This is a genomic window from Pseudoalteromonas sp. BZK2 (assembly GCF_014349195.1).
Classification (GTDB): Bacteria; Pseudomonadota; Gammaproteobacteria; order Enterobacterales; family Alteromonadaceae; genus Pseudoalteromonas; species Pseudoalteromonas simplex.
On the sequence record NZ_JACSOG010000004.1, the window covers coordinates 97,971 to 122,289 of the forward strand.

The 24,319-nt window shown below is 36.7% G+C and carries 22 protein-coding genes; 4 read left to right on the plus strand and 18 right to left on the minus strand.

Features of this window, described 5'->3' with window-relative positions:
* Positions 1-8: 8 nt before the first annotated feature.
* On the minus strand, positions 9-1,460 hold the full coding sequence (locus BIZ38_RS03835) for a histidine kinase dimerization/phospho-acceptor domain-containing protein (protein ID WP_187489601.1): 1,452 nt from the start codon (positions 1,458-1,460) through the stop codon (positions 9-11).
* 166 nt (positions 1,461-1,626) lie between these two features.
* Between BIZ38_RS03835 and yvcK the strand changes: the two genes are divergently transcribed.
* Positions 1,627-2,532 (plus strand): uridine diphosphate-N-acetylglucosamine-binding protein YvcK, encoded by a 906-nt coding sequence (gene yvcK / locus BIZ38_RS03840; protein ID WP_187489602.1) that lies wholly within the window; start codon positions 1,627-1,629, stop codon positions 2,530-2,532.
* Here the strand turns inward: yvcK and BIZ38_RS03845 are convergent.
* On the minus strand, positions 2,497-2,829 hold the full coding sequence (locus BIZ38_RS03845) for an Hpt domain-containing protein (RefSeq protein ID WP_054553841.1): 333 nt from the start codon (positions 2,827-2,829) through the stop codon (positions 2,497-2,499). The genes yvcK and BIZ38_RS03845 overlap by 36 nt on opposite strands.
* 20 nt (positions 2,830-2,849) lie before the next feature.
* On the opposite strand from BIZ38_RS03845, the gene BIZ38_RS03850 reads away from it, so the two are divergent.
* Positions 2,850-3,884: a glycosyltransferase family 4 protein gene (locus BIZ38_RS03850; RefSeq protein WP_187489603.1), complete on the plus strand. Its 1,035-nt coding sequence runs from the start codon at positions 2,850-2,852 to the stop codon at positions 3,882-3,884.
* On the opposite strand, the gene BIZ38_RS03855 is transcribed toward BIZ38_RS03850, so the two are convergent.
* The 14 genes from BIZ38_RS03855 to BIZ38_RS03920 form a co-directional block, all read right to left on the minus strand.
* Complete coding sequence (locus tag BIZ38_RS03855) at positions 3,853-5,301, minus strand: sigma-54-dependent transcriptional regulator (protein ID WP_187489604.1); 1,449 nt, start codon at positions 5,299-5,301, stop codon at positions 3,853-3,855. The genes BIZ38_RS03850 and BIZ38_RS03855 overlap by 32 nt on opposite strands.
* 100 nt (positions 5,302-5,401) lie before the next feature.
* Positions 5,402-6,859: a SpoIIE family protein phosphatase gene (locus BIZ38_RS03860; RefSeq protein ID WP_166340143.1), complete on the minus strand. Its 1,458-nt coding sequence runs from the start codon at positions 6,857-6,859 to the stop codon at positions 5,402-5,404.
* Positions 6,860-6,866: 7 nt separating this feature from the next.
* Complete coding sequence (locus BIZ38_RS03865; RefSeq protein ID WP_187489605.1) at positions 6,867-7,571, minus strand: AAA family ATPase; 705 nt, start codon at positions 7,569-7,571, stop codon at positions 6,867-6,869.
* Entirely contained in the window at positions 7,568-9,634 is a 2,067-nt protein-coding gene (locus BIZ38_RS03870; RefSeq protein WP_054553836.1) for an SLBB domain-containing protein, read from the minus strand. The genes BIZ38_RS03865 and BIZ38_RS03870 overlap by 4 nt, the downstream gene beginning before the upstream one ends.
* A gap of 1 nt (position 9,635) precedes the next feature.
* A complete protein-coding gene (locus BIZ38_RS03875) occupies positions 9,636-10,493 on the minus strand; it encodes an OmpA family protein (RefSeq protein ID WP_138602250.1) in 858 nt (285 codons plus the stop codon).
* 8 nt (positions 10,494-10,501) lie between these two features.
* Positions 10,502-10,822: an STAS domain-containing protein gene (locus BIZ38_RS03880; protein WP_187489606.1), complete on the minus strand. Its 321-nt coding sequence runs from the start codon at positions 10,820-10,822 to the stop codon at positions 10,502-10,504.
* Positions 10,823-10,980: 158 nt separating this feature from the next.
* Positions 10,981-12,816: a sugar transferase gene (locus BIZ38_RS03885; protein ID WP_316247567.1), complete on the minus strand. Its 1,836-nt coding sequence runs from the start codon at positions 12,814-12,816 to the stop codon at positions 10,981-10,983.
* Between the two features lie 9 nt (positions 12,817-12,825).
* Complete coding sequence (locus BIZ38_RS03890; RefSeq protein WP_138602246.1) at positions 12,826-13,902, minus strand: glycosyltransferase; 1,077 nt, start codon at positions 13,900-13,902, stop codon at positions 12,826-12,828.
* Positions 13,899-15,374, minus strand: a complete 1,476-nt coding sequence (locus BIZ38_RS03895; protein WP_054553831.1) for a GumC family protein — start codon at positions 15,372-15,374, stop codon at positions 13,899-13,901. The genes BIZ38_RS03890 and BIZ38_RS03895 overlap by 4 nt, the downstream gene beginning before the upstream one ends.
* Before the next feature lie 153 nt (positions 15,375-15,527).
* A complete protein-coding gene (locus tag BIZ38_RS03900) occupies positions 15,528-16,652 on the minus strand; it encodes a glycosyltransferase (RefSeq protein WP_187489607.1) in 1,125 nt (374 codons plus the stop codon).
* Entirely contained in the window at positions 16,649-17,359 is a 711-nt protein-coding gene (locus BIZ38_RS03905) for an acyltransferase (RefSeq protein WP_187489608.1), read from the minus strand. Before BIZ38_RS03905 ends, BIZ38_RS03900 begins: the two co-directional genes overlap by 4 nt.
* The gene (locus tag BIZ38_RS03910; RefSeq protein WP_054553828.1) at positions 17,352-18,716 is read right to left on the minus strand and encodes an O-antigen ligase family protein; all 1,365 of its coding nucleotides are present in this window, start codon (positions 18,714-18,716) and stop codon (positions 17,352-17,354) included. Before BIZ38_RS03910 ends, BIZ38_RS03905 begins: the two co-directional genes overlap by 8 nt.
* The gene (locus BIZ38_RS03915) at positions 18,700-20,115 is read right to left on the minus strand and encodes a lipopolysaccharide biosynthesis protein (RefSeq protein ID WP_187489609.1); all 1,416 of its coding nucleotides are present in this window, start codon (positions 20,113-20,115) and stop codon (positions 18,700-18,702) included. Before BIZ38_RS03915 ends, BIZ38_RS03910 begins: the two co-directional genes overlap by 17 nt.
* Positions 20,116-20,124: 9 nt before the next feature.
* Positions 20,125-21,276, minus strand: a complete 1,152-nt coding sequence (locus BIZ38_RS03920; protein ID WP_054553826.1) for a glycosyltransferase — start codon at positions 21,274-21,276, stop codon at positions 20,125-20,127.
* 220 nt (positions 21,277-21,496) lie between these two features.
* Between BIZ38_RS03920 and BIZ38_RS03925 the strand changes: the two genes are divergently transcribed.
* The gene (locus BIZ38_RS03925; RefSeq protein ID WP_187489610.1) at positions 21,497-22,411 is read left to right on the plus strand and encodes a glycosyltransferase family 2 protein; all 915 of its coding nucleotides are present in this window, start codon (positions 21,497-21,499) and stop codon (positions 22,409-22,411) included.
* Positions 22,411-22,815: a response regulator gene (locus tag BIZ38_RS03930; protein WP_054553824.1), complete on the plus strand. Its 405-nt coding sequence runs from the start codon at positions 22,411-22,413 to the stop codon at positions 22,813-22,815. The genes BIZ38_RS03925 and BIZ38_RS03930 overlap by 1 nt, the downstream gene beginning before the upstream one ends.
* On the opposite strand, the gene BIZ38_RS03935 is transcribed toward BIZ38_RS03930, so the two are convergent.
* Positions 22,788-23,699 (minus strand): endonuclease/exonuclease/phosphatase family protein, encoded by a 912-nt coding sequence (locus BIZ38_RS03935; RefSeq protein ID WP_187489611.1) that lies wholly within the window; start codon positions 23,697-23,699, stop codon positions 22,788-22,790. The two genes, BIZ38_RS03930 and BIZ38_RS03935, sit on opposite strands and share 28 nt — an antisense overlap.
* Positions 23,700-23,880: 181 nt before the next feature.
* Entirely contained in the window at positions 23,881-24,315 is a 435-nt protein-coding gene (locus BIZ38_RS03940; protein WP_138602233.1) for an acyl-CoA thioesterase, read from the minus strand.
* Positions 24,316-24,319: the final 4 nt, after the last annotated feature.

Genomic DNA, 24,319 nt, shown 5'->3' on the forward strand with positions numbered 1-24,319 from the left:
CCCAAGACCTATCCCTTCAGCTTCCTGTTTACGCCATCATCATGTTGTTTGAAAGCGTCATAGATTGTCTCAAGTTGAGACTGAGACATACCTTGCCCTGTATCTGAGATCTCAAAAATAAGTTCTTTTTCGTTACTATCAACTTTAAAATTAACAGTACCAACTTTAGTAAATTTAATCGCATTATCTAAAATATTAAATAGGATCTGTCCAACGCGAGCACTATCTATATCGATAGTTTTGGGTAATCCCATTTTTATTTCAGATGAAAAAATAACGCCCGTGCTTTGGCTTGTTTCTAAGAATTGAGAAGCGATATTTTTAACCAATGTATAAATGTCTGTCGCTTTGACATCAAGTTGCAGTGAGCCACTTTCGATTTTTGAAAAATCTAAAACATCGCTTATCAGATCTAGAAGAAGGTCTGCACTAGTATTAGCGTAATTTAACCACCTACTCTGTTTTTCATTTAACTCAGAGTCAGCGAGTAGTTCTAACATGCCAACAATGGCGTTCATTGGGGTTCTTATTTCATGCGACATAACAGTTAAAAATTGCGATTTTGCAAGACTGGCTTCTTCAGCCTTGTTCTTCGCTAGATTAAGTGCATACTCTCTATCTTTATTTACTGTTATATCTTTTGCAATACCCATATAGCCTTTGAAATGACCATTTGCATCATATTGCGGTTTACCACTAAAAGACACCCAAGCTTGAGGTGATGAATTTATCTCAAATTCAAAATCTATAAATTCATTTTGTTCTGACAATAAGTGTTTAAATTGAGACCACTTTTTTAACTGCGTTTGTTCATGTTCAGTTATTACATCGTCAAATGTTTTATTCAGGAAATGCCTTTTGTATAGATTGTTTGCTTCGTTTGAGGTTAATACGTTTGTAAACAGATTATTTTCTGTGGTTTTCCAAAACCATTCACTGGCAAAGTCATTAAATAGATTTGAAAGCTCAGCTAAACGGCTTAATAGTGAAGTCGAATGAAATTTTTGCCTGTTAAGCCTCGTTTGATGTTCTAATTGATGTGCAACTTGTTGAAGTAAAATTTGTAATGGCATTGATTCAAGTTCGTTAAAACAAGCTCCTGGTTCAATAGATAAAAATACCAGGCATTGAGCTTTACCAAATCCTGTTTTTACTTGAAAGACTAAAGCACTCTCTACATTGCTTGGGGTTCTAAACATGCTGCTATTGTTAATCTCAATCCATAACATTGAGTCATCAATCAAAGCATCAATAAACAATGTTTCTTCAAAATCGAAATACTTCATAGTACGCATTTCGACTGATGCTTTATTGTTTTCAATATTAATTAAACAAAGCTCATTAAAACTAAAATAAGGATTAAGTAAAACTTGAAGTTCTTTTTTAACAGTTTGATTTTCTGTTATTCCATTAAACTGTCTTAGCACAATTGGTAATTGCTCTAAGTTAATACCCGCCATGGCTTTTCCTATCAAAAATTGCATCGCATAATGCAAATATAGAAAAAAGAATTAGATTCATCCATATATTTTTTAAAAAATTATCGATATTTCATCATATTAGCTAAATCTTAAAAATGGTATGCCTTATGCTTTTAATTGGTATGAACTAATTAGGGTGAATCAAATGAAAATTGTATGTATTGGTGGTGGCCACGGCTTATCTCATATGCTTAGTGCAATTAGACCACATTGCGCAGAACTTACTGCAATTGTCGCAACAACTGATAATGGTGGTAGTACAGGAAAACTAAGAAATAGTCAGGGGGGCGTTGCTTTAGGTGATATAAGACGTTGTTGCCTACAACTTGCCGATGATGACTCATTAGTACATAAAGTATTTCACCATCGCTTTGAAGGCGGTGAGTTAGATGGTCATAGTTTAGGTAATTTAACACTGCTAGGGTTATCACAACAAACTAACTCTGCGACTCAGGCAATTGCTTGGTTCAATGCGATGTTGGGCAATTCTGAAACCATTTTGCCAATGTCTGATGAGCCAACCGATTTATTAGCTGTTTTACCAAACGGTGAAAAAATTATTGGTGAATGCCAGATAGACTCGCTAACTCAGTTACCTGAATATGTCACTCTATCTCAAAATGTAAATGCGGCTCCAGGTGCTGTTGAAGCAATACATAATGCTGACTTAATTTTAATTGGTCCTGGTAGCCTAATAACCAGTGTTATGCCAGCTATGCTTGTAGAAGATATCGCTCAAGCAATTAACATGACTTCAGCGTGTCGAGTGTTTATAGAAAATATTGCAAAAGAAACAAGTGTAATTAAATCATTAGATTTAAAACCCGTTGATTGGCTTGAAAGTATGCTGGGATATTCATTTTGTGATTTAAGTATTTCACACGACGCACTTAGCGAAATTGTTTCACATTTTGATGATGTGATTAGAACACCAAATCAGCAACATGATATTGAACAACTTAGTACAGTTTTTGGTGAGATACTTAAAATGCCATTAATTTTGGAGGCTGATAAATCAAGCCGAACTGATCAAGCTATTTCCATGCTTTAGTGTTAGTGAAAATTGGTCTTGCAGTGTCTCGATTAAATCATGCAATTCATGATCGAATTGTTCAGCTTTGGCTTTGTGCTCAATTTGTTCAGCAATAGAACCTACAGAAAGCGCGCCATAGCTTCGGCTACTGCTTTTCAGACTATGAGCATTTAAAGAAATAGTTGCTTGTTTTGTTGTATCAGCAATATCGTTAACAATTTGTGTGGATTCAGTGAGGTACACTTGTAGTAGCTGTTTTGCTAGGTCTTCACCAACATCCTGTTGCAATTGTGCAAATGTAGCAGTATCTATCATGTTTTTTCCTTGGAGTAGATATGAAGTACAGTGTTATTTTATTTGTAGATTCAAGCATCATTGGCGGCATCGAAAGCCATATCATCGCCCTATGCAATTTGCTTGAACAATATAATATTAAAAGCTCAGTTTTGTTTTATCAAGATCATAATAACATCGCATTTTACAATCGTTTAGATAATGCAAATATTGACTACCAATTTGCGGGCGGAAGTTTTTTTGATTTTTACAAAATTATCAAAGGGTTACCATCTAGTTCGTTACTTCATACTCATGGTTATAAAGCAAGTATATTAGGCAAGCTCGCTTGCTTAATGCAAAATCGCCGTTGTATATCTACTTACCATGCCGGTGAGCAAGGTCAGGGACTCGTTTATCTATATAACAGGCTTGATAAGCTTTTAAGCTACTTTTCATTTAATTTTGCCGTTTCAGATATTCTTTCAAAACAGATTTACAAAGCAGAACTACTGGAAAACTTTATCAGTTTGAATAATAAATCTAAGCACTCAATAAACATTGAGAGAGAGCCAATTAACGTTGGCTTTGTTGGCCGCTTATCTTACGAGAAAGCCCCTGATATATTTATTGAGACTGCTAAACAGTTTTCATCTGAATATCTTAATTTTCATATGTTTGGTGATGGACCAATGGCAAGTGAATTAGATTTAACAGCAATAACTTATCATGGACAATGTGAGCCAGAACAAATATGGCCACATTTAGATGTATTGGTTGTTTGTTCAAGGGCTGAAGGTTTACCTATGGTTGTTCTTGAAGCAATGTCTAATGGTGTACTAGTGATTTCTGCACCTGTTGGCCAACTTGTTAAAATCATTGAGCATTTAAAAAATGGCTTACTAATGACTGATTCAAGCACTGATGCATTAGTAAAGCAATTAAATTACTTACGATCACTCAGTGCTGAGCAAAAGCGCAATATGCTCAAAAAAGCTAAGCAATTAGTTGAGCAACGTTTTTCAGGTAAACAGCAATTTGAACAATTAAATAAGGCTTATACCGCTAGCTTACCTGCATTTCCTCCCAACTCTTGATTTTTCTGTAAAGTGTTGAAGGACTCACATCTAACAAGGCCGCTGCTTTTGGAATATTGTTATCACAAGCATCGATAGACTGTTCTATATAGCGTTTTTCAACTAACCAAAGGGGTTCTATATCTGACTGAGAAAACTCTGCTGGTTTTTCATCAATTGAAATTATTTCTGAAGATATAGGCGTACTATCCTCAAATTGTGTTTTAACCCTATGACTTGGTTCAGAAGCTGCCGTATCGACTGACTGGTTTTGGCTATGAGGTAAAGCAGGGATCATATTTGTTTCTATATAATCCTCATTGTGAAGTACGAGAATATTTCTAATTGTATTTTCTAGCTGTCGAACATTACCCGGCCAACTGTATTTTAAAAACATGTTTTTAACAGCATCAGACATGCCCCTGTAACTACGCCCTTCCTCTTTACTAATTTTTTTGAATAAGGCATCTGCTATCTCAATAACGTCTCTGCCACGTTGATCAAGAGGTGGTAAAGTGACAGGAATAACATGTAAACGATAATATAGATCCTCGCGGAAACGCCCTTCTTTAACCTCAAGCAAAGGATCACGATTTGTTGCACAAACAAAACGTACATCAACTTTAACCTCTTTTTCACTCCCTACTTGCTGATAACAACCAGTTTGAATAAAGCGCAAGAGTTTACTCTGAAGATTAATATCCATTTCGCAGAGCTCATCTAAAAATAAAGTTCCTCCATCAGCTTGGCCGGCAGCCCCTTCACGGTTTGCAATGGCCCCTGTAAATGCGCCTTTTAAATGTCCAAAAATCTCACTTTCAATTAAATCTTTAGGAATTGCGGCACAATTCAAAGCAACAAAGGGTTTATTTGCACGCGGAGATGCTAGGTGCACTGCACGGGCACATAATTCTTTTCCTGTACCACTTTCACCAGTAATAAAAACGGTTGCTTTGCTTGCTGAGGCAGATTTAATAATTTGGTAAACAGATTGCATTTCAGCAGAGCTGCCAATCAAATCAAAGTACTGTCCATTCTCATAGGTACTTTTGTATGTTTTTACGGTTTGCTTTAAGTCTTTTAGTTTTAATCCGTTATTAACAGTTATCCGAAAACGATCCGCTTCAATGGGTTTTTCTAAAAAGTCACTCGCACCTAATTTAATTGCTTTAATGGCCATTTCTTTTGTTGCATGGCCTGTTAAGACAATTACCTGCGGAGAGTTCTCAGCATTTAATGATGATAAAATATCAAGGCCATTCATATCCGGCAGCATGACATCTAATATGATCAGGTCTGGTTGAAATTCTTCTAAAGCAGCTATCGCCTGCTCGCCGGTGTAAGCGATGCGCGTATTTACACCCGTGGGTATTAAGTATGACTGGTACATTAAAGCCAGTGACTCAGTATCTTCAACAATGAGAATTTTAGGTGGCATTGGTATGTCCTTATTTTAATAGCTGTTGAGATAAAGTGATTATGATACAAAACCTTACTAATAGCTTAGTGTGAAATCGCTCAGTTTGTAAACTCAAACTTTAGTGTTTGTTGATCACAATGAGTGATGCATCATCAACTTCTTCAGATAACTTCACTTGACTGGCTTGCCATAAACCATATGCAAAATCTTCATTGTAGAGTTTGTTTGCGTTTAATTTCGATACTATTTGATCCACTTCATCTAAGTGCTGGTTATCTAACCAACCATCTGTAAAGATTAATATGTGCTCAACCTCAGCTAGTTCATATTGGTAATGCTTAAATTGATGTTGATCATTAAGGCCAAGCAAAGGATCTGTGCCAACTAGCTGCTCTAAACGGCCTTGTTTATTAATAACACAAGGCGCAGGATGACCCGCATTGAACCAATGTAAACGATTATCTTCGATATAAATTATCAACAAGGTTACTAAGCTTGATTTACATAAGCGCTGCTCAGATAGGGCTCTATTCAACATAGGTAGTACGGTCTCTAAAGGGATCTCTGTTGCTAAACAACCACTTAAAAAACCTTTAATAGCAAAGCTCTCTTTTAAAGCGACTAGACCATGTCCCATCATATCGCCAATTACCACGGCGTTGCTATGCTGGTGGGGATACAAACAAAAATCTCCCCCCATTTGGCTTATAATTGAGCCAAAATTATAAGCGTTATACGTTTCTAGCTCACGTTTGGTTGGCGCTCTTTCCTCATTAACAAAGTACTTTAAAGCAGAGAACCGATGAACAATTCTTTCAATACTTTGCAGTAATCTAGTTTTGGTAACAGGTTTAACTAGATAATCATCAACGCCGAGCATATTAATTCTTTTTATCAACTCTTCACTGTCATCCCCCGTGAGCATAACAACTGATAAATTAATTTTTAGATTTGACTGGTTTAGTCGTTTTAATAGCGGCTCACTCGTACCATTTTTAAGCTTGTGGTCTAACAGTAAAATCGTCGCACCTGAGGTAAGGATCTCTTGCCAACCTGATTCAATGTCTTCGCAACAAATTACTTGAAAATGTTCAGATAAATAGGCTTTAAGCAGAGCCAATTGTGACTTATCATCATCAATGTATATCAATGTTGGCCGCTTATCGATATTGTTTAAACAGAAAGAAAATGTATTAAATTGATGATGAGTATTATAGCTAGCATTAGGAAAATAATGCTTGATAAGCGCAACCCCCATCCCCCCTTCAACAAGCTCACCGCTGTCTATTTCCCAATTTGATGAGTGATTATTAAAAATATCATAACTTTTAAATGAATCTTTAAATTCAATTCGTAACTGCTGGTTTGATACTTTAAATATACTAAATAACAAAGGCTTATCATTTTTCTTTGTGTGGCGTAGTAAATTAGTTAAATACTCGGTTGCTACAAGGCCTGCAGCATCAATGTCTTGGTGCTTGACACTAATTGCAGTAAGGATATGTTTTAAAACATGCCGTATCTCACTCACTATCGGCCAATCTAGCGTATAACTCTTTTGATAAAGGCAGTCCATTTGTCTCTCAATATGCAGTAAACAACCAACGTTGTTTAATTATTTTATTTATTAGGTAATTAGAAAGTTTAGGCCATTTATGTTGGCGCGTTTTAAGTGACTCAATCAAACGTGTACCCAGTGGAGCAAAGTTATGCTGTGCGACTACAATTTTAATCTCAGTCAATCCTGCTTGCTCTAGATTTGTAATGCCATGGCACAGTGCTTCTTCATCATTTAAACCTAATGAAACAGTCAAAAATGTCATGTCAGTACATAAGCTTAGCGCATGTAATGGTACATTGCCTCGATTACACTTAAGTGCTGGGCTCATATCAATAAACACATAGTCATATTCTTGTTTTATTCGTTCAATTGCATCGTTTAGGATTGATTTGTTTTTAACTGATTCCAGCTCATTTAGATGCTGCATAGTTAAAATATCAACGTGATCTGTGCTAATAATATTTAATTGACAACTTATATCACTAAAGCACCATGGCCCAATGTCAGTACTTTGGTTCTGATCAAGTTTAAAAGGCGAAATTGGGTTCAAATCAATGATCAAAACTTTTTTTGATTGATTGCATAGTCTTGTTGCAACGCTAGTACATAAGGAAGTTGACCCCTCACTTCCTGTTAAAGATATAAAACAAATACAGCGAGCTTTAAGGTTATCAATTTCATTACAAACTGCTTCAAGCTCTTGGTATTGAGAAGGTATCATTTTCATAGGCCCACCACTAAAGCGATTACTGTTATGAAGTCGAGAAAGTTAGATTTAAATTGGCTAATCAAATCCTGACCTTTATCTGGCACATAAAGCGTATCGCCGGCACGTAACACAGGGATATACGCTGAATTCGGATTCTTAACAAACTCTTCTAAATCAAATACACGAGACTGCTCTTTACAGCATGAATGATTAACCACCACAATTTTGTCTATGAGTGCAGAGCTTGATGGACCGCCTGCTTCTGCTAGTACGTCAAGTACCGTCATAGTGTCATCAAAGCTGTAACGACCAGGCTTTTCAACAGCCCCCATAATACGCACTACTTGCTCTTTAGGGGTACGTAACCAATCTTTATCTTTTTCAGGAATGTAGATGGTATCGCCTGGTAAAACGTGTGGAAAGAGTGTTTCATCGCCTGTTTCAAAATAAAGTGCGAGGTTTAACTTACTAACCTTTGCAGTGTTTCCATTACGATGGGTAATACGAATATTACGTAAATCTGCATTATCTGTAGGACCATCAGCCGCGGCTAAAATATCAATAAAATGCATATTGGTATTAAATGCATAGCGGCCTGGAGAACCAACTTGACCCATTATATAAATAGATTTACTTGATTCTTGGCGGATCCATTGCGATTTATTATCAGCAGGATCAACTGGCAGTTCCTCAACAATGATAGTGTCGCCAGCAATCAAGTTGGGTAATTCATAGTTTCCTGCATCATTAATTGTATACTGCTCTAAATCGAAACGTTTAGTGACTTCACCGTTACGAACGATCTTTATATCATTGATATTTGCGCCTTTAGTTGGCCCGCCTGCATGCGCAAGTAAATCTGTGAAATCCATTTCGGGACTCCATTCATAACGGCCCGGTGATTGGATTGCGCCGATAATTTTAATTGCGCGTTTTGGTGGCACTTTCAACCAACTTTTTTCATTTTGGTCAGTCTTTTCTGGAACAAAAATCACATCTCCTGGGTTTAAGTTAGGCACTTTTACAGTCACAATTCCTTCACTGTAGCCTTGCAGATCGAATAAAATACTTTCGCCCGATGGCGTTAAAATCTTAATCTGGCGAGTTTCTGCAAAGCGAGTCGGCCCGCCGGCATTCGCAAGAATATCTAAAAAGCTGGTACTATCGCCGGCCTCATAAGCGCCCGGCTTTTGTACTTCACCCATGATGTAGACGGTACGTGATGTAGTGTTTACATCATCAACCATGATAGGCACGTAAATCGTAGAACCAGCTTTTAGTGCAGGCATTGTATCGTTGTTAGGTTTATCCAAATACGCTTTTAGGTCAAAAACAACAGGTGTTTTGTCTACGATAACGCGAATTTTGGTTACATCTGCGTAGCGAGTTACGCCTTCAGCTCGCATCAATGCATCTAATACACTCATATTTTCTTTGAATGAAAAACTACCTGGATTGTGGACTTCACCAAGTAAGGTGATTGCACTGTTATCGCTGGCATCACCGGATGCACTTAATGTTTGCGCATCAAAATCGATTTGTACATTGCCTAATAGTGGTGATACAGGTACGAATACTGTGTCGGCACTTTGTAATTGGGGTAATAAGTCAATGTTGCCTGAATCTAAATAGGCTTTGTAATTGAATTCTATTACATCGTTACCGCGACGAATTTGTAGTCTGTCTAGCTGTGCCCCTGGTTTCAAGCCACCTGCACGTGCAATGACCATTTGGATATTACCATCACGGGGAATACTGACTTGAGATGGGTCGTTCACATAACCCATAACATTAATAAAAATATCTCTAGAACGAATTTCGACATAAAAATCGTCCATCGCAACATAGACTTCGCTTAATGCAGCACGTAGTTGCTGTTCAATTTCAGCAAGTTCAGCGCCAGTTACTTTAATCTTACCAAGCTCAGGTAAAGTGATGGTGCCATCTTTGGCAACTTCAAATGGTTCATCGAACTCTACTTCACCCGGTAAGTATAAATATATTTTGTTTCCGACTTGAACTTGCTCTGCAACAGCGAGTGTTGAGAACATAAGTAAGCATATTAAAATTAATTGTTTCATATTATTGCCCCTTAGGACCATTTAAAACTTTGGTCCAACTGGATAATGCATGTACTTTTTTGTTCGTATCTTTGTCAGTAATATCAATAACTATCGCTTCTACACGTCTATCTGAGTGGCGTTTAGCATTTGAGTCAGGCTCATTGCTATAAGGTGATAAACTACCTTGTGTGAGCGTTGTAATTGTAGCTGGATTAACCCCGTAAATTCCTAACCAATGTTTAACCGTCTCTGCACGTTTCAATGCTAATTCATAGTTATTGGTTTGTTGCCCGCTAATATCTGTATGCCCTACTAGTAATAAATTGATTTTATCTACTTGTTTTATTAAGTCAGCCGCTTGTGATAAGCGAGAGATGTATTTAGGTGTTACTTGAAAGTCATTAAAAGAGAATTGATTGTCACTATTTAGCAGCTCAGTGATCTGCTCTTTCAATGATGCAGTCATCACCTGCTCATTTTCCGTTGGGCCAGCACATTGCGTCATCGCATTAACTGTTTCAAAGTGTTTTGATAACTGGTTTAGGCCGTGGTAATGGATCAAAAGATCATGCTCTGCGTCTTCCCACATTTGGGCTGCGATTAAACGACGTATACGATTTTCATAAATTTGAGCTTTAAGCAATTGAGCGGGCATACATTGTTTGATGCCTTGAGCTTTCAACAAATCTAATTTCAAAACGTGATGTTCAAACTCACTCAAAACCACTGTTTCTTGTGTATCGTAAATAAGCTCATTTTGTTCATCGGTTAATGGGTAATTTTGGTATTTTTCGGCCCAGCCTCCTTGTCCTTCATCAGGCCAAGAAGCACATCCGCCAATTATAATCAGTAAAACTGTTATTAGTATGTGCTTCATAACTCACCTCACGCGATGTCAGCTTGCTCAATGAATGGGATGGTTTTATCTACTCTTAGTAAACTCATTAATTTATGTGGTTGACCTGAAACGTTCAGTAAAGAAAGCGTTTGGCCTTTTTTCTCAATTCGTTTATATAAAAATACCATGGCACCAATACCTGAGGAGTCGATGAAGCTGGTGTCACTAAAATCCAGAACCACATTTAATTGTTCACTCGTGGCTACCGTTTCGAACTGATCTTTGAAGCTATCGACTGCTAAGCCAGAGAAATCATTTGGTAAGGTGATGAATGTGGTATTTGCATCAGATTTAGTTGTATTAGTCATGATTTTCTACCTTTAATATGGTTTGGTTAATCTTACTGTTACAACTTAAATGCCAGAATATAAGATATTGATAATTTTAAGTTTTTATTTACTTTGTGCATAATGCAATTAATTTATAGGAATTAATTTGCATTATGCAACTGATTTTGACCATAAAACTATTGGCCTTTTCCTGTAAAAACAACCATTAGCGTTTTGACAATTATTGAGCATTCTAATTTTAGCCATGCTAATGGCGTAGACATACTAAGTGAATAGGCATAATCCCAACCAATTTTACTGCGAGCATCTTCTATTGATTCGTCGTAGCCATTCATTACTTGGGCAAGACCCGAAATACCAGGTTTTACGCCATAAGTTCGTTGACAAAAATAGGGGATATTTTTTTCTAACTTTGCATAGAACACTGGACGCTCTGGTCTTGGACCAATTAATGACATATCCCCTTTAAGAACGTTTATTAATTGCGGTAACTCATCAATACGCGTTTTTCTCATAAATCTGCCAATAGGAGTAATTCGTGGATCATCCTTACTCGCCCATACGGCACCTGATTTTAATTCAGCATCAACAACCATAGAGCGAAACTTATATACATTAAATAATTTGACAAAGTCATCTGAGCTTTCACCGACACGAAGTTGGCTAAAAATAATCGGGCCTTTAGAAGTCAATTTAATTGCGATAGCGGCAAATAAACAAATGGGCCAAACGAGAGCTATTGCAACTAACGCACCGATAACATCACAGCCACGCTTTATAACCTTCACAAGCGACTTACCAGATATCTCATAAGAAGAACGATTCACATTGTTATCCCTCACACGTCGCCAAGGGGCATTAAAGTACCCTAGCTCGTAGCGTATAATTCCATATAAAGACAGAAAATAACTGTTTAAAATATAGTTTGTTTTATCTAAAACAGGTACGCGCATTTTAATATTAAAAACACTCTTTAACAGCTCAACACCGTGTAAGCTTAAAATACCTATGGCTAAAAACACTGCCCATGTGGTTTTCATGAATGCAGCTTCGAATAAAATACACAAGTAGATACACGCTAAGATAATCGGCATCACACCGCGTAGTACTTTATGCGAAAAAAAGTTTAAACTCGTCCAACCAAGCTGAGGCTTTAGAAGCTGTTTTAGGGACTTAATTTGTTGCCAATTCCCTGCTCCAAGGCGGATACGACGTTTGTAGTCTTCTTGTTGTAAATCGCATTCACGCTCATAAATAACAACGTCTTCATCTAATACTGCCTTACCACCTTGTGCAAGCGCATTCATAGATAAAATAAAGTCATCATTAATAGTGTTATCATCAAGCTCTATTGCCGATGTTGAACGCATCGCAAACATGGCACCAGGCACACCAATTACTGCACCTAGCTCGGACTCAGATAGTTTTACCTGATTTTGATACTTCCAATATGCTTTTTGTGCATCTGGAGCCCTATCATCAAGTGTGTACACTCCCGTAGAAATTGCAACTTTTGGATTACTAAATTTATCGGCGACCTTATTTAAAGCATCAATGCTCAAAAGCGCGCTCACGTCAGTGAACAATAAAATATCATTTTGAAATTTAGCTAACCCCATTAATGTATTTAATCCATGCACTTTACCTTTGTTCTCTTCCCTGACATGGAAAAAACATTGCACACCATGGCTCAATAAAACACGTTGAGCCTCATAAGCTCTGTTTACCGTCGCATCTGTGCAACCATCAAAATAGACATATATGCTGTAATGATCATTGTCATATAACAATGAGGCTAAGTTATGTAACTTTTCTGCTATGTGGTCTTGTTCGTTATACGCGCACATTAAAATACCAATATTTGGCTGATAGGTTTTAGGGTCAGCCTTGCTATTTTTGTGTTTAGATTTGTGACTTTTTGCAGCCCAATTAACCATGATTGGATATCCAACATGGTGGTAAATTGCAACGAATACTAATACTAAAAATACGATACTGAAAATTGTCATCATAGCCTCCCATCACGCTAACGCTGTGTATAAATTGTCATATTGACTGCTCATGGTCCGTGCATCAGCAACAGCAATAGCATGATGACGAATAGGATTTCCGTTTGGTAATTGCAAAGTACGTAATATTGCAGGGGCAATTAGCTTGTAGTTATTTGCTGCAATCAACTCCCCCTCTTTATCAGTTACAACTTCGTGAATACCACCTACATCAGATGCGACAATAGGTACTCCACATGCCATCGCTTCAATGATAGACAGGGGCAGACCTTCTCGTTTCGAGTAGAGACACATAACATCGATGCTAGAGTAAAAAACTCTCATGTCGTGTATGTTTCCTAAGAAATGTACTCGCGATTTTAAATCATAGCTTTCAACAGCTTTGTGGAGTAAATCTCTCTGGTCACCATCGCCTGCAAATACAAGGTGATAATTCTCAGGCAAATAAATGAGAGCATGTATTAAGTCTTTATGCCCTTTACCTTCAATTAGTCGGGCTGCACACCCGATCAACTGAACATTTTCTGGTAAGTTTAACTGCTGGCGTGCACATGATTTATCTATTGCTTTAAATTGCTCGCAATCAATACCATTTAAAATTGTCTGTTGAGGTATGATTGACGTTTTTGATTGAAACTCATTGGCTACGATGTTTGCATCTGCTACCCAATGAATATGTGTTAATAAGTTAAGAGCTCTGGTGAAAAAACGTTGCTTAATATTGTTTAAATACCAAGCATCATGAATAGTCGAAACATGGCGAATACGCTTAGTTGTTAATGAACACACAATACCAGCGTACAGTAATGGACCTATATGATGACTATGAATAATATCTATTTGCTGCTCTTTTATAAGCGCCTTTAATTTTTTTATAACCGAACCTTTAAAGCCAGGTGCTTTATTTAAACAAAAAACACTGCTTTTATAATTGCTAAGTTCCGGCCATTGTTTGATTGCTGACTCCTTATCACCTTCTAACGAGACGATGATGGTTGTTTGGCTATATTGACTATTCTTTAATAGCGTAATTGCCATTTTTTCTAGGCCGCCAACTTCTAAATGCTGTACTAAGTGCATTACCTTCATAAAGGTTCTCCTTCAATATGCTTGTTAGATGCACTGCTGTTTATAATTGGCAGGACAGTTACTACGTGTGCATTACTAAGCTTTTCAATAGTTTGAATATCTTTTAGATGGCTGTCGCAAAGTGAAGCAACAAATACACTTGCTCCACCTGTAAACATTCCAAGCACAACTCCAATCACGATTGTCATGACTAAAGAGGTATTGATTGGTTGCGTTGGGCTATAGGCGCGTTCAATTGTTTTTACTTTGTCTGGGCCTTCATATTTAACAAGTTTTCCTGTTACTTTTGCCATTTCGTATCGGCTTAACATATCTTTGTACAACGATTGTTTAACTTCGTAATCTCGTTCTAATTTTCTTAGCTGTTTTTCTACATCGCTGGTAATTAATAATCTCTCGCTTACCTCTTTTACCTGTTCTTCTAGCATTGCAAATTCTTGTTCCTGTTGAAGCAGGTTATTTTTAGCCTCTTCTAAGGCAAGCAGCTGAGAAACCAATACACTGGATTCTTTATTTTCACCCGAAGGCAAGGTATTAACCATTTGCCAAAGTTGATCTAAATTCGAGGTATCTAAATCTTCGCTTGATTCTAGTAATGACTGCTGACGCGCTTTTAAGTTTTTTAAAGTACGTGTTTTTTCAATAACTTTACTGTGCTTATCTGTATAACGAGTGCGCAGTAGACTTAATTCAGATTCTGTACGAATAATTTTTTCTTCTAACTTCCCTAGGATTGGATTAGCTTGCCCTACTTTATTTTTTAGTGCATTGAGCTTTGCTTTAGCACCAGAAAGAGCAATTAATTTCTGCTGTTTTTCCGATAATAATTTATCGAATGTTTCGCGGTTGCTATGTAAAACCGTTGGTAATGTATTGCTATTTTGGCTTTTAAATTTAGCAAGAGATTCTTCAGATACTTCTAACTCTTGGCGTAACCCTTCAAGTTGTTGAAAGAAAAATTGTTCTGACGTATCTAAAGAGGCTTTAGTTGGCGCAAGTAAGCGTTCAATAAATTTCTCTACCACTTTTTCAAGTACAGGTTTCATTTGACTTTGGTCGTGCCATATAAAGTTTATACGCACTAATTCATCGCCGATTAATGACAAAGAGAGAGCTTTAGAGAGCTTTTGATGAATTTCTTCAACTTGTTTTGGCGTTGCATCTTCTGCGATTAAATTAGTTTCCTTAGCGACAGCAATAAGTACTTTTCTGCTTATAACTAAAGTTCTAAGTGCTGCCATACGATCTGATAACTGAAATGAAAAAGACAGATCATCTAAGTACGGATTTAAAAGTGCAGATTCTTCAATCAAAATGGTTGCGTGGTTGGTATATTGTTTTTGAGCAGTCAGCCCCATGAAAATAACAACAAGAGGCACAATGCAAAACGGAATAATAAAAAGCTTAATACGCGTGTAAAGCGCATAAAGCCCTAAATATATTAATCGTTTGATCTGCTCTTTAACTAACATGGAGTTACCTATTGCTTTGCAATTTGCAAAAAAATGCAGTTATATTTGCATTTTGAAAAAAATAAATTGCGATAATTTCAATTAGTTATTCTGTTGCAGATCTTGTTCCAAAAATAAAAAAAGCTGCGTTAATGCAGCTTTTAATAGTTGAAGTTAACCAAGCCCTAGCTCATCACTTATTTGTAGCGCCTTAACTTGCCAACTGTGATTTTTTGCGTAATCAGCTTGAGTTTGTCGCCAATTAAGCTTTTGTTCATCGCTTATGCTAATGGCATAGTCCACACGCTCAATGAAGGCATTCATAGAGTCTGCGATCAGCACAGCCTCTTGATAGGGTCTCACTGCAGCAAAATTAGTTGAAACAATGGGGGTTCCTGTCGCTAGATACTCCTTAAGTTTAAGCGGATCGCATGCTCTAATTTGCGCGTTATCAACAAATGGGAGAATCGAGACATGCCAATGTTGAGAAAAAGTAGCAAGTTTATGGTGCTCTACTGCGGGTACATGGGACACATTGTTAAGGGATAATAATGAATCAAAGTTTTCAATAATGTTACCAATTAACATTATTTGGTATTGAGGCCGTTCAAGTGCCAGTTTTTGCAAAAGCTCTTTGTCGAGCCACGCATTTAAAGAACCATAAAAGCCAATAACCGGTTTATTTATATTACTAAGTTCAACTGCCTTCTGCTTTTTATTATTAAATAAATCAAAGTCAACACCATGAGATAACAGCTTAACTTTATGCTTTGGCATTTTGCTAGAAAGAAATTCACTTACTACATAAATAAGGTCGGCTTTAAGAATAAGCTCTCTCTCTAGTGGTTCAACCATTAAATGATCAACACCCGCTAAAGCCGAAAAGTCATCGCCACAATAATAAACAATCTTGTCTATGGGACGTAAATTAATAAGGTATATGGCAGTAGGAACACTAACCCAATAGATAATTGGTTCATTATCAACAAAAGGCTTTTTATTAAAAATCCATTTATTAAATGCTTTTACAAGCTTATTGTCATGCCAAGGTAAAATCGGCAAAGTATGATCTTTAAGTTTGCTGTGCTTGTCTGCAGATTCTTCAGTATGCCTCTTTTTCAACACTAAGGATTTTAGTTTGTAAAAAACTCTTTTTACATCAAGCAACTTTATTGTTGGCTTTCGCATACCGATTGAATTTATCCATACAATATCATGGCTTTTCGCTAATTCTTTAAAGATATGTTGAGTACTGCTTGGATGGCTTTGCCAATCTTCACCAAAAACGATAAATTTCATGACTCTGACTCCAGCTTCTTAACAACTTTTGCAGGGTTTCCAGCCACGATCGTATTTGCAGGTACATCTTTTGTAACAACACTACTTGCAGCAACTATTGCGCCCTTTCCTACTGTTACGCCAGCAAGGATTGTCACCCCCGTTCCAACCCAAGCCCCTTGCTCTATAATGATGTCTCCGACTTGCGAATCATCATCAGGCTCACCTAAAGCGCGCCTTTGCGAGTTTAAAGGATGGCCTGGAAAACCAGCTAGAAAAACCCGTCCAGCAAGCCTAACATCATCTTGCAGAACAATTTTACCAGCCACAGAGAATGAGTTTTGCCAACCAATATCGACATTGTTACCAATGATAAGTTGCGATTTGTTTAACCTATGACTACGACCACAAAAAGTGCTAATACCACTAATACGAGAATTATCTTGGCACGTTATATCTAGCTGCCCTAAAATTTGTGGCATACCAGAATAAAGATATAAATTACGTTTTGAACCTTTAATTTGGCTTTTAAAAATTGGCGTAAAATAGAAGATACGTAATAGTTCACTGAAAATTGTTTTAACAAGTAAATGCAGTTTGTATAGGCATGCATGGAAACCTGGTATTACAAACATTTGCGGATTGCGAATGAGTTTTGCAATTTGAAAAAGTGACTTTGCAAAAGGACTGTCACTTGATTTTAACCACTGTTTTAAATTCTCAGTCATAATGCCTTTCCTTTTGTTTATCTATAACAAGCTTTTCAAGAGCAATAGTTAACGCCAAGATGATGTATATAGGCCAAGTAAAAGCTTGAGTTAAAAAGGTTCCTGACACCATAAAGCCTATCAGCCCGCCTTTAAGTGCTTTCGCATTCACTGCTATTTTTTCATCGTTAAGCTGTTTATTAATCAAGAAAACACGGTTTAAACTTCGGTAAATACATGTGATCAGGGCAATGAATATAAACATCCCAACAATGCCTGTTTCGCCAAGTACTTGAAACCATGTACTGTGTACTGCATGATTCTTGCCATCCCAATGTGGACTATAGAAAAAATAATTCGCTACAAAATTATTTACACCTACCCCAGTCAATGGATTAGACAGCGCCATGTTAATTGCCGCATGCCAAGCATAGATACGGCCCATTGCAGACTCATCGACACCATCTTCATGAGCACCACCACTTTGTCTATCTGATATCCCTGCAAAAACAATCATCGCGAGCATTCCGACAGCACCTATACAACCAACAATGATTGGATTTTTAATTTTTTGATAGATAAAAAAGCTTAATACTGCTGCAATTCCCAGTAATCCCCCACGACTTTGAGTAGCAATAACGCCACTAATCGCAACTATTAGACAGATGAGTGCTATAAAACGTCTTATTTTATGGGCGCTACTATCAAAAACTTCAGCTGCAAGAAAAGACACTGGGAACATCATGACAAGTGATAAATCATTCGGGTCACCGAGTTGTGAGCGAAGTTCTCGCGAAATAGTCACACGAGTTCCTTCAACAAGACCGATCCCATTCATTTTATTACTTAAGGCTACAAGCGCGATGGCTGAGCCTGAAATCATAATACCAATGCGGATAACATTAAAATGTTGTAGAGAAGTCATCCACCATGAAATTGCAAACACCATTATGAGCACTTTAATCAACACACCTGACCAATACTCAAGCGCTAAACCACGGTTAGCCGCACTGAATACGCAAATAGTTAACCAAATAAACCAAGCAAAAAATATAAGGTGATTTGTATGCCAATGAGGCTTTAATTTCTGCGAAATAAATAGATGCCATGCAATCCCTAAAAGAGATGCTAATGCCAAGAGCTTAGGAATTTTTAATGGCATCAAAACAGGAAATGCTTCGTGTAGCCTAAAATAACTAAAAAGAATAAATAAGATAATAAATGCAACACTGACTTTCACTGCTGTAAACGCTGCAAAAGGAAGTAGTAATAAAGCAAAAACGGCGATAGGACCTAGTAGCGAGTAAGTCGAAATAACCAGTACGGTGACAACAATACCATTTATTACAAGTTGATTTTGCTTATAGTAATTGAGCATATTTACGCTCCTCTACCGTTTTTTTGATAACTCGTAAAATGATGCTCTTGTACTGATTAATAAATACAAAAATGTACGTTAACAGGACACCTAATTGTAGAATTAAATTGCCAGGCATAAACGAAATACCCGCTATGATCAATAAAGCAAGCCAACTAGGAGCAAGTGAAGATAGTTTAAAAGTTAGCGGAACAAACTGTTGGCTAGTTAAGTAAAAACATAACAGTTTAAAGCTCTGCATAATAATTAAAGATAAGATCGCCCCTTTTACAGCTAACATTGGCACCAGAAGATATAAAAGGCTCAGACCGACTAATGCAGTTAAAAGATTAATAATGGGTACCGAGATCCCATTCTTATGCGTATAACAACCAATATTCAAAATATCGCTATGGTGCCTAATAGCAACCACAACAATTAACAATACTAACCAGTGCTCGTTGCCGTGGTAATTATCAGGTAACACTAAATTTAAAGTGATTGGAGCAAGAACAGACATCACTACGCAAAGCGCTAAACCAACATTCAAACAGAGAATGGCTTTACTTTCGTATTCAGATTTATTGTTTTTAACTAGGCTAAAACGTTTAGCAAACCACCAAAGGCGTATAGGCTCAAACGTAAACGAAGTTAATACTGCAAACTGCGCCGCCACGTAGTAATTCGCTAACAATGTCTCATCAAAGTTTGCAACTATAAACCAATTTTCAGCGCCGTTTCCGGCATAAATAAATAAACTAGAGATAACAATAGAAATTATAAAAACAGTCTGTTTCCCTTGTATTCGCCAAGAAAACTCTGAATAACTTACATTAATAACCTTTAAAATATCAAAATAGCTAATACATACAATAAGTAAACTACTCACTACGCCCGACACCATAACTCCAGTGATACTGAAACCTAAAAATAGTAAGGTAATCGTTAATGTTGTTTGGACTAAAGCATGAGAAATGCATAAATAACAATATGTTCTCGCATTATTAGTCAAGCGGTAATAAATGTACGGAATACCAATTAGCGCCGATAGTACAAGGTTAACAATTAATAGCCTTAAATCTAGAGGATCAACTTTGGCCGGTAACTGATGTGCTATTTGCTCAGAAAAAATCAAAGAACAACCTGCAAAGAGTAAACTAAATATAAAGGTTGTTATTACCGCGTCACGAAACAGAGCAAGTTTTTCAGTATGAGTATTGTACTGTTGTTTAAGTAAAAGCTCTGGTAAGCCTATTGATAAAATAAGCGAACACAGCGCAGAAACAGTTACTAGAAAATTTAACTGACCAAACTCTACTTGACTTAGGAATCGTGTGCTAATTGGTAGCAATAAAAAGCCTAGTCCTTTTACTGATAATACTGCGACGGCAAAATAACCTATTTGTTTTAGATTACTCATAACTGTTCCTTACAAAGCTTCAACCCACTTTGATAGTTGTTTAGCCTGGTTAAATGCATTGTAGTGCTGATTAACATGTTGTTTTGCATTTTGGCCGAGTAAATAGCGTTTATGAGGTGACAACTGATGAAATTTATAAAGCATCTTGCTAATACCAGAGATACTGCTAGGCATACATTTCATGCCAACATTAGGCGTAACAATTTCATTCGCACCCATTAAAGTGGTTGTTAAAACGGGTAAACCACATGCCATTGCCTCTTTTAAAACCAGTGGCCCTGTATCTCGGTCACCATTTTTAGCGACACAAAATGGGGCAATCAAAGCTGAATAATTCACTAGGTTTTCACTTACCCAAGCATGAGGTTTTTCACCTAGAAACCTGACTGACTTTCTTACGCCAAGCTCTTCAGCCATATACATTAGGTCGTTGATCATTGGACCGTCGCCAACGATATCTAAAGTAATACCAAATTCTTTAGGCATATGTTTAAGAGCTGGTAATAAGAATTGAAGCCCTTTCTTTTCGACTAGCCTACCTATAAAAATTAACCTTACAGATTCACTTAATGATGAAGGTGTTTGGTTAAATTTTGTAGTATCGATACCGCAGTGAAGTAATTTCACGTTACTTTTTTCGCATTTTTTAAACTGCATAGCCATTTCTTCACACACAGCGACAGAGAAATCACATAAAGCTAATTTCGAGTTTAAATCGGCACTATTTACATAAACATCATGGCCATGCCCTATCGAAGAGACAGTGATATTTGCCATTTTCGCAGCAACAATGCCATACGCTAAAGGGCCATGCATAAAATGGCAGTGCAAATGATCTATTTTGGCAACTTTAAGGTACTGAGCAATTTTGTAGCCATAGCCAATAAGAGATTGTGTAGATATCGAGCGAAACTGGATTGCAGTATTTATTGCTTTACTGAGTTTCACAACATTAAACATTGCGGGAAGTATTTTTTTAAAATCAGGCTTTTCAATCTCTTTGACCTCTATTGCACTTGATAAATTAATCAACACAGAGGTTTTTTCAAAAGTGAATACCGTCACTTTATGTCCAGCATCTAGAAGTGCATTAATTTCTGTGACAACAAATGTTTCTGATGCAACTGGGAAACTCGGAACTAAGATAGCGATGTGTTTCATAAAATGCTCCTACTAAAATATATGTAGAAACAAGGGCAATAACCATACCTGCTTTTTATGGGGTACTTTTCTCAATTTGAGACGTCAAATCAATAAATAATTGCAAAATGCAACGCACAAAAAGAAAAATCAGAGAATTATAGCCAATATCGAGCTAATAAAAGTGGCTTCTAAATTGCGTACTACAAGAATAATATGTTTAAGTTTTTGGAGTAATCTTATGTCTACTCAAGTTAGTGTAATCATCCCTAATTACAATTGTCTCAAGTATTTAGAGACATGCATAAACAGTATTTACCAACAAAATGATGTTAATTTTGAAATTATTATTGTTGATGATGGGTCTACTGACGGAAGCATAGACTACTTACAACAACTCGCTAAAACAAATAAAGAAGTACGTCTATTTACGCAAAATAGGAAAGGTGTCGTGGCAGCAAGAAACTTGGCCATCACACAAGCAAATTCAGAGTATGTTGCATTTTTAGATGCAGACGATTACTGGTCAAAAGATAAACTAGCTAAACAGTTAGCCTTTCATACCGAGCATCCAGAGTGCGTACTAAGTTTTACAGACTACATGCACTTTAATGAAAAAAATGAAGACATAATCAGCTGTTTTGACTACTGGCCTGAATTCGACAGCAATAGAACAAACACAGAATTTCATTTGCTGAAAAATCCAATAAGTCAAATGATAACAACTAACATTGTTGGCACTTCATCTGTAATGGTTAAACGTGCCGCTTTGATTGACGTAGGCGGATTTGATCACAAATTAACAAGTGCAACAGATCTGGATTGTTGGTTAAAAATAGCTAAGCAAGGTGATGTAGCTTACAGCTCTTTGTGCGCAATGCACTACTTGATGCGAGCAAACTCAATAACTGCTAATAGAGAAAATCGATTAGCCGCAATGGTTGAAATTATACGCAGGAATCAATACGGGGTTACAAAAGGAGAATTAAAGAAAATAAAAGCACGTTTAAGTGAGTGTTATGGTGAGTTTTATAGAGAATTAGGTAATTACTCGAAAGCACTATCCTATTCAAATAAGGCATTTTGGCTATTTCCTCATAAGCGAAATTTTAAACATGTTCTTTATGATCTAAAACACTTATTGGGTGCAAGCTAATGAAAGAAACTGTATTAATAATTGATGATGATGAGGCAATTTTGCGCTCATTAAAACGACTGCTAATTAGTAACTATTCTGTAGTTTGTTACAGTGATCCCTATGCAGCTATTGAATATGCGAAACAAAATGCGCTTGACCTAGTAATTTGTGATCTATTAATGCCTTCTTTGAGTGGTTTAGCTGTACTTGAGAAAATTAAGGCAGTAAAACCTTACAGTTCGCGTATGTTATTAACTGGCTATGCAGAGATGGAAGCATCTAAGCATGCAGTCAAAGATAAAGTCGCAACAATGATTACGGCAAAGCCTTGGGATAATTTTGAATTAAGTATGTTAGTAGAGATATTGATAGAAAATAGTAAATTAAGACAACTTCACTGTTTAGATAGTTTAACTTCATAGGTAAGCGACCTGTGGTCGCTACCTTTAACGAAACTAGTATTAATATTAGTTAGCCTAATTTTCTCACTTGCAATGCAATGGTCAATAGGAAGACCTAAAACTGGTAAGCCATTAAATTGAATTTTAGAAGGCCAAGTTACATAAAATCCACTACGATCAAAGCAATTATTATCAGCTTCAATAAAATAGCGCGACCATGGAACCGTGTTAAAATCCCCTGCTATTAACCAATTCCCTCCTAAAGTTTTAATTTCGTTTTGCACTTTACTTAAAACAGAGTTGCGTTGCGTCCATAGAGTTCTATCTCTTGGTGATGGAGGATGAAAAACAAGGCTATTTAACATAATGTTACTATGCAAAAAACTAAGTTTTACATAGCCTAGTTTTGGATTATCAAAGCGTTTAATTTGTTTTTGGATAATCGGAAGTTTTGAGATAACGATTATACCAAAAGGCGCGCCTTCAACTTCAGCATAACCAAACAAATGATATTCTGTGTTGAGATTATCAAGAACATGACGCTGTGTATCATTAAATTCTAATAACACCAGGATATCATTTTTCTCTTCTATCATTTGGTTATAGATAATCTGTTGTAAGTTAGGGTTACTATATTGTAGGTTTATTTGTGTAACCTTAATATCACCGACCTCCCTCTGATTAGATGAGTAAGGTTTAAAGTGCACTAAAGTCAAAATTGTACTTAAAACTAGTAAGCTTGATGCCATCTTTTTACTGTAAAAATAGCATAACCCTACAGGTAAAAAGCTAACTAAAATTAACTGACCTCTTAGCGCTGCGATTAAATCCAGCATATAAGAATCTAATTGATTAAAAGCTAAAAATAAAAGAACGCCATAAAGAACCAGAATTAGTAAACGCATAGCCACCCTCCCTCTGATTACTTATAGTCCTATTTCTTAATCTTTGCTGAGATAATATTTACACAAAATTAGTATGATGTGTTCTTTTGTGTGTAAAAATAAATACCCGCAGGTACTTATTTTTTAAGTTTAATACCAATTCGCTTAATTAAGTTTTATTGCGAATTGGTATAGCCGTGCTTTATTCGAAACCGTTGATCATTTTATCGCAAACAACCGGTGTTGGCCTGTGATTATCATCAACAGCTACAAACGTGAAACTACCAGAAATAGCTAAATGCTTATCGTCTTTGTGCATTGTTTCTAAAAAGATTTCAACGTCTACTTTAAGGCTGGTGTTTCCTACATGCACCACTTTAGAAATTAGCTCTGCAAATGTACCAGCTGGAATGGCTTCTTTAAAATCTACACGGTCAGACGAAATAGTTACAAGTGGCTTACGACAAAAACGTGTAGCAGCGATAAACGCGACCTCATCCATCCAAGCCAACGCATCACCGCCAAATAAAGTATTGTGGTGATTGGTGCGGCCAGGAAAAACAGTTTTTGTTACCGACGTTGTTGAGTCAGCAATACGCTTTGCAATAATAGCGTCACGATCGATTGGTTGTGTCATAGTC

Excerpts from the sequence above, each read along its gene's own strand:
- BIZ38_RS03920 (WP_054553826.1), bottom strand. The coding sequence starts at position 21,276 with ATGAAACACATCGCTATCTTAGTTCCGAGTTTCCCAGTTGCATCAGAA.
- BIZ38_RS03860 (WP_166340143.1), bottom strand. The coding sequence starts at position 6,859 with ATGGACTGCCTTTATCAAAAGAGTTATACGCTAGATTGGCCGATAGTG.
- BIZ38_RS03885 (WP_316247567.1), bottom strand. The coding sequence starts at position 12,816 with ATGATGACAATTTTCAGTATCGTATTTTTAGTATTAGTATTCGTTGCA.
- BIZ38_RS03835 (WP_187489601.1), bottom strand. The coding sequence starts at position 1,460 with ATGGCGGGTATTAACTTAGAGCAATTACCAATTGTGCTAAGACAGTTT.
- BIZ38_RS03890 (WP_138602246.1), bottom strand. The coding sequence starts at position 13,902 with ATGAAGGTAATGCACTTAGTACAGCATTTAGAAGTTGGCGGCCTAGAA.
- BIZ38_RS03905 (WP_187489608.1), bottom strand. The coding sequence starts at position 17,359 with ATGACTGAGAATTTAAAACAGTGGTTAAAATCAAGTGACAGTCCTTTT.
- yvcK (WP_187489602.1), top strand. The coding sequence starts at position 1,627 with ATGAAAATTGTATGTATTGGTGGTGGCCACGGCTTATCTCATATGCTT.
- BIZ38_RS03845 (WP_054553841.1), bottom strand. The coding sequence starts at position 2,829 with ATGATAGATACTGCTACATTTGCACAATTGCAACAGGATGTTGGTGAA.
- BIZ38_RS03870 (WP_054553836.1), bottom strand. The coding sequence starts at position 9,634 with ATGAAACAATTAATTTTAATATGCTTACTTATGTTCTCAACACTCGCT.
- BIZ38_RS03940 (WP_138602233.1), bottom strand. The coding sequence starts at position 24,315 with ATGACACAACCAATCGATCGTGACGCTATTATTGCAAAGCGTATTGCT.
- BIZ38_RS03865 (WP_187489605.1), bottom strand. The coding sequence starts at position 7,571 with ATGAAAATGATACCTTCTCAATACCAAGAGCTTGAAGCAGTTTGTAAT.
- BIZ38_RS03900 (WP_187489607.1), bottom strand. The coding sequence starts at position 16,652 with ATGAAATTTATCGTTTTTGGTGAAGATTGGCAAAGCCATCCAAGCAGT.
- BIZ38_RS03880 (WP_187489606.1), bottom strand. The coding sequence starts at position 10,822 with ATGACTAATACAACTAAATCTGATGCAAATACCACATTCATCACCTTA.
- BIZ38_RS03875 (WP_138602250.1), bottom strand. The coding sequence starts at position 10,493 with ATGAAGCACATACTAATAACAGTTTTACTGATTATAATTGGCGGATGT.
- BIZ38_RS03915 (WP_187489609.1), bottom strand. The coding sequence starts at position 20,115 with ATGAGTAATCTAAAACAAATAGGTTATTTTGCCGTCGCAGTATTATCA.
- BIZ38_RS03895 (WP_054553831.1), bottom strand. The coding sequence starts at position 15,374 with ATGTTAGTTAAAGAGCAGATCAAACGATTAATATATTTAGGGCTTTAT.
- BIZ38_RS03855 (WP_187489604.1), bottom strand. The coding sequence starts at position 5,301 with ATGCCACCTAAAATTCTCATTGTTGAAGATACTGAGTCACTGGCTTTA.
- BIZ38_RS03850 (WP_187489603.1), top strand. The coding sequence starts at position 2,850 with ATGAAGTACAGTGTTATTTTATTTGTAGATTCAAGCATCATTGGCGGC.
- BIZ38_RS03930 (WP_054553824.1), top strand. The coding sequence starts at position 22,411 with ATGAAAGAAACTGTATTAATAATTGATGATGATGAGGCAATTTTGCGC.
- BIZ38_RS03910 (WP_054553828.1), bottom strand. The coding sequence starts at position 18,716 with ATGCTCAATTACTATAAGCAAAATCAACTTGTAATAAATGGTATTGTT.
- BIZ38_RS03925 (WP_187489610.1), top strand. The coding sequence starts at position 21,497 with ATGTCTACTCAAGTTAGTGTAATCATCCCTAATTACAATTGTCTCAAG.
- BIZ38_RS03935 (WP_187489611.1), bottom strand. The coding sequence starts at position 23,699 with ATGCGTTTACTAATTCTGGTTCTTTATGGCGTTCTTTTATTTTTAGCT.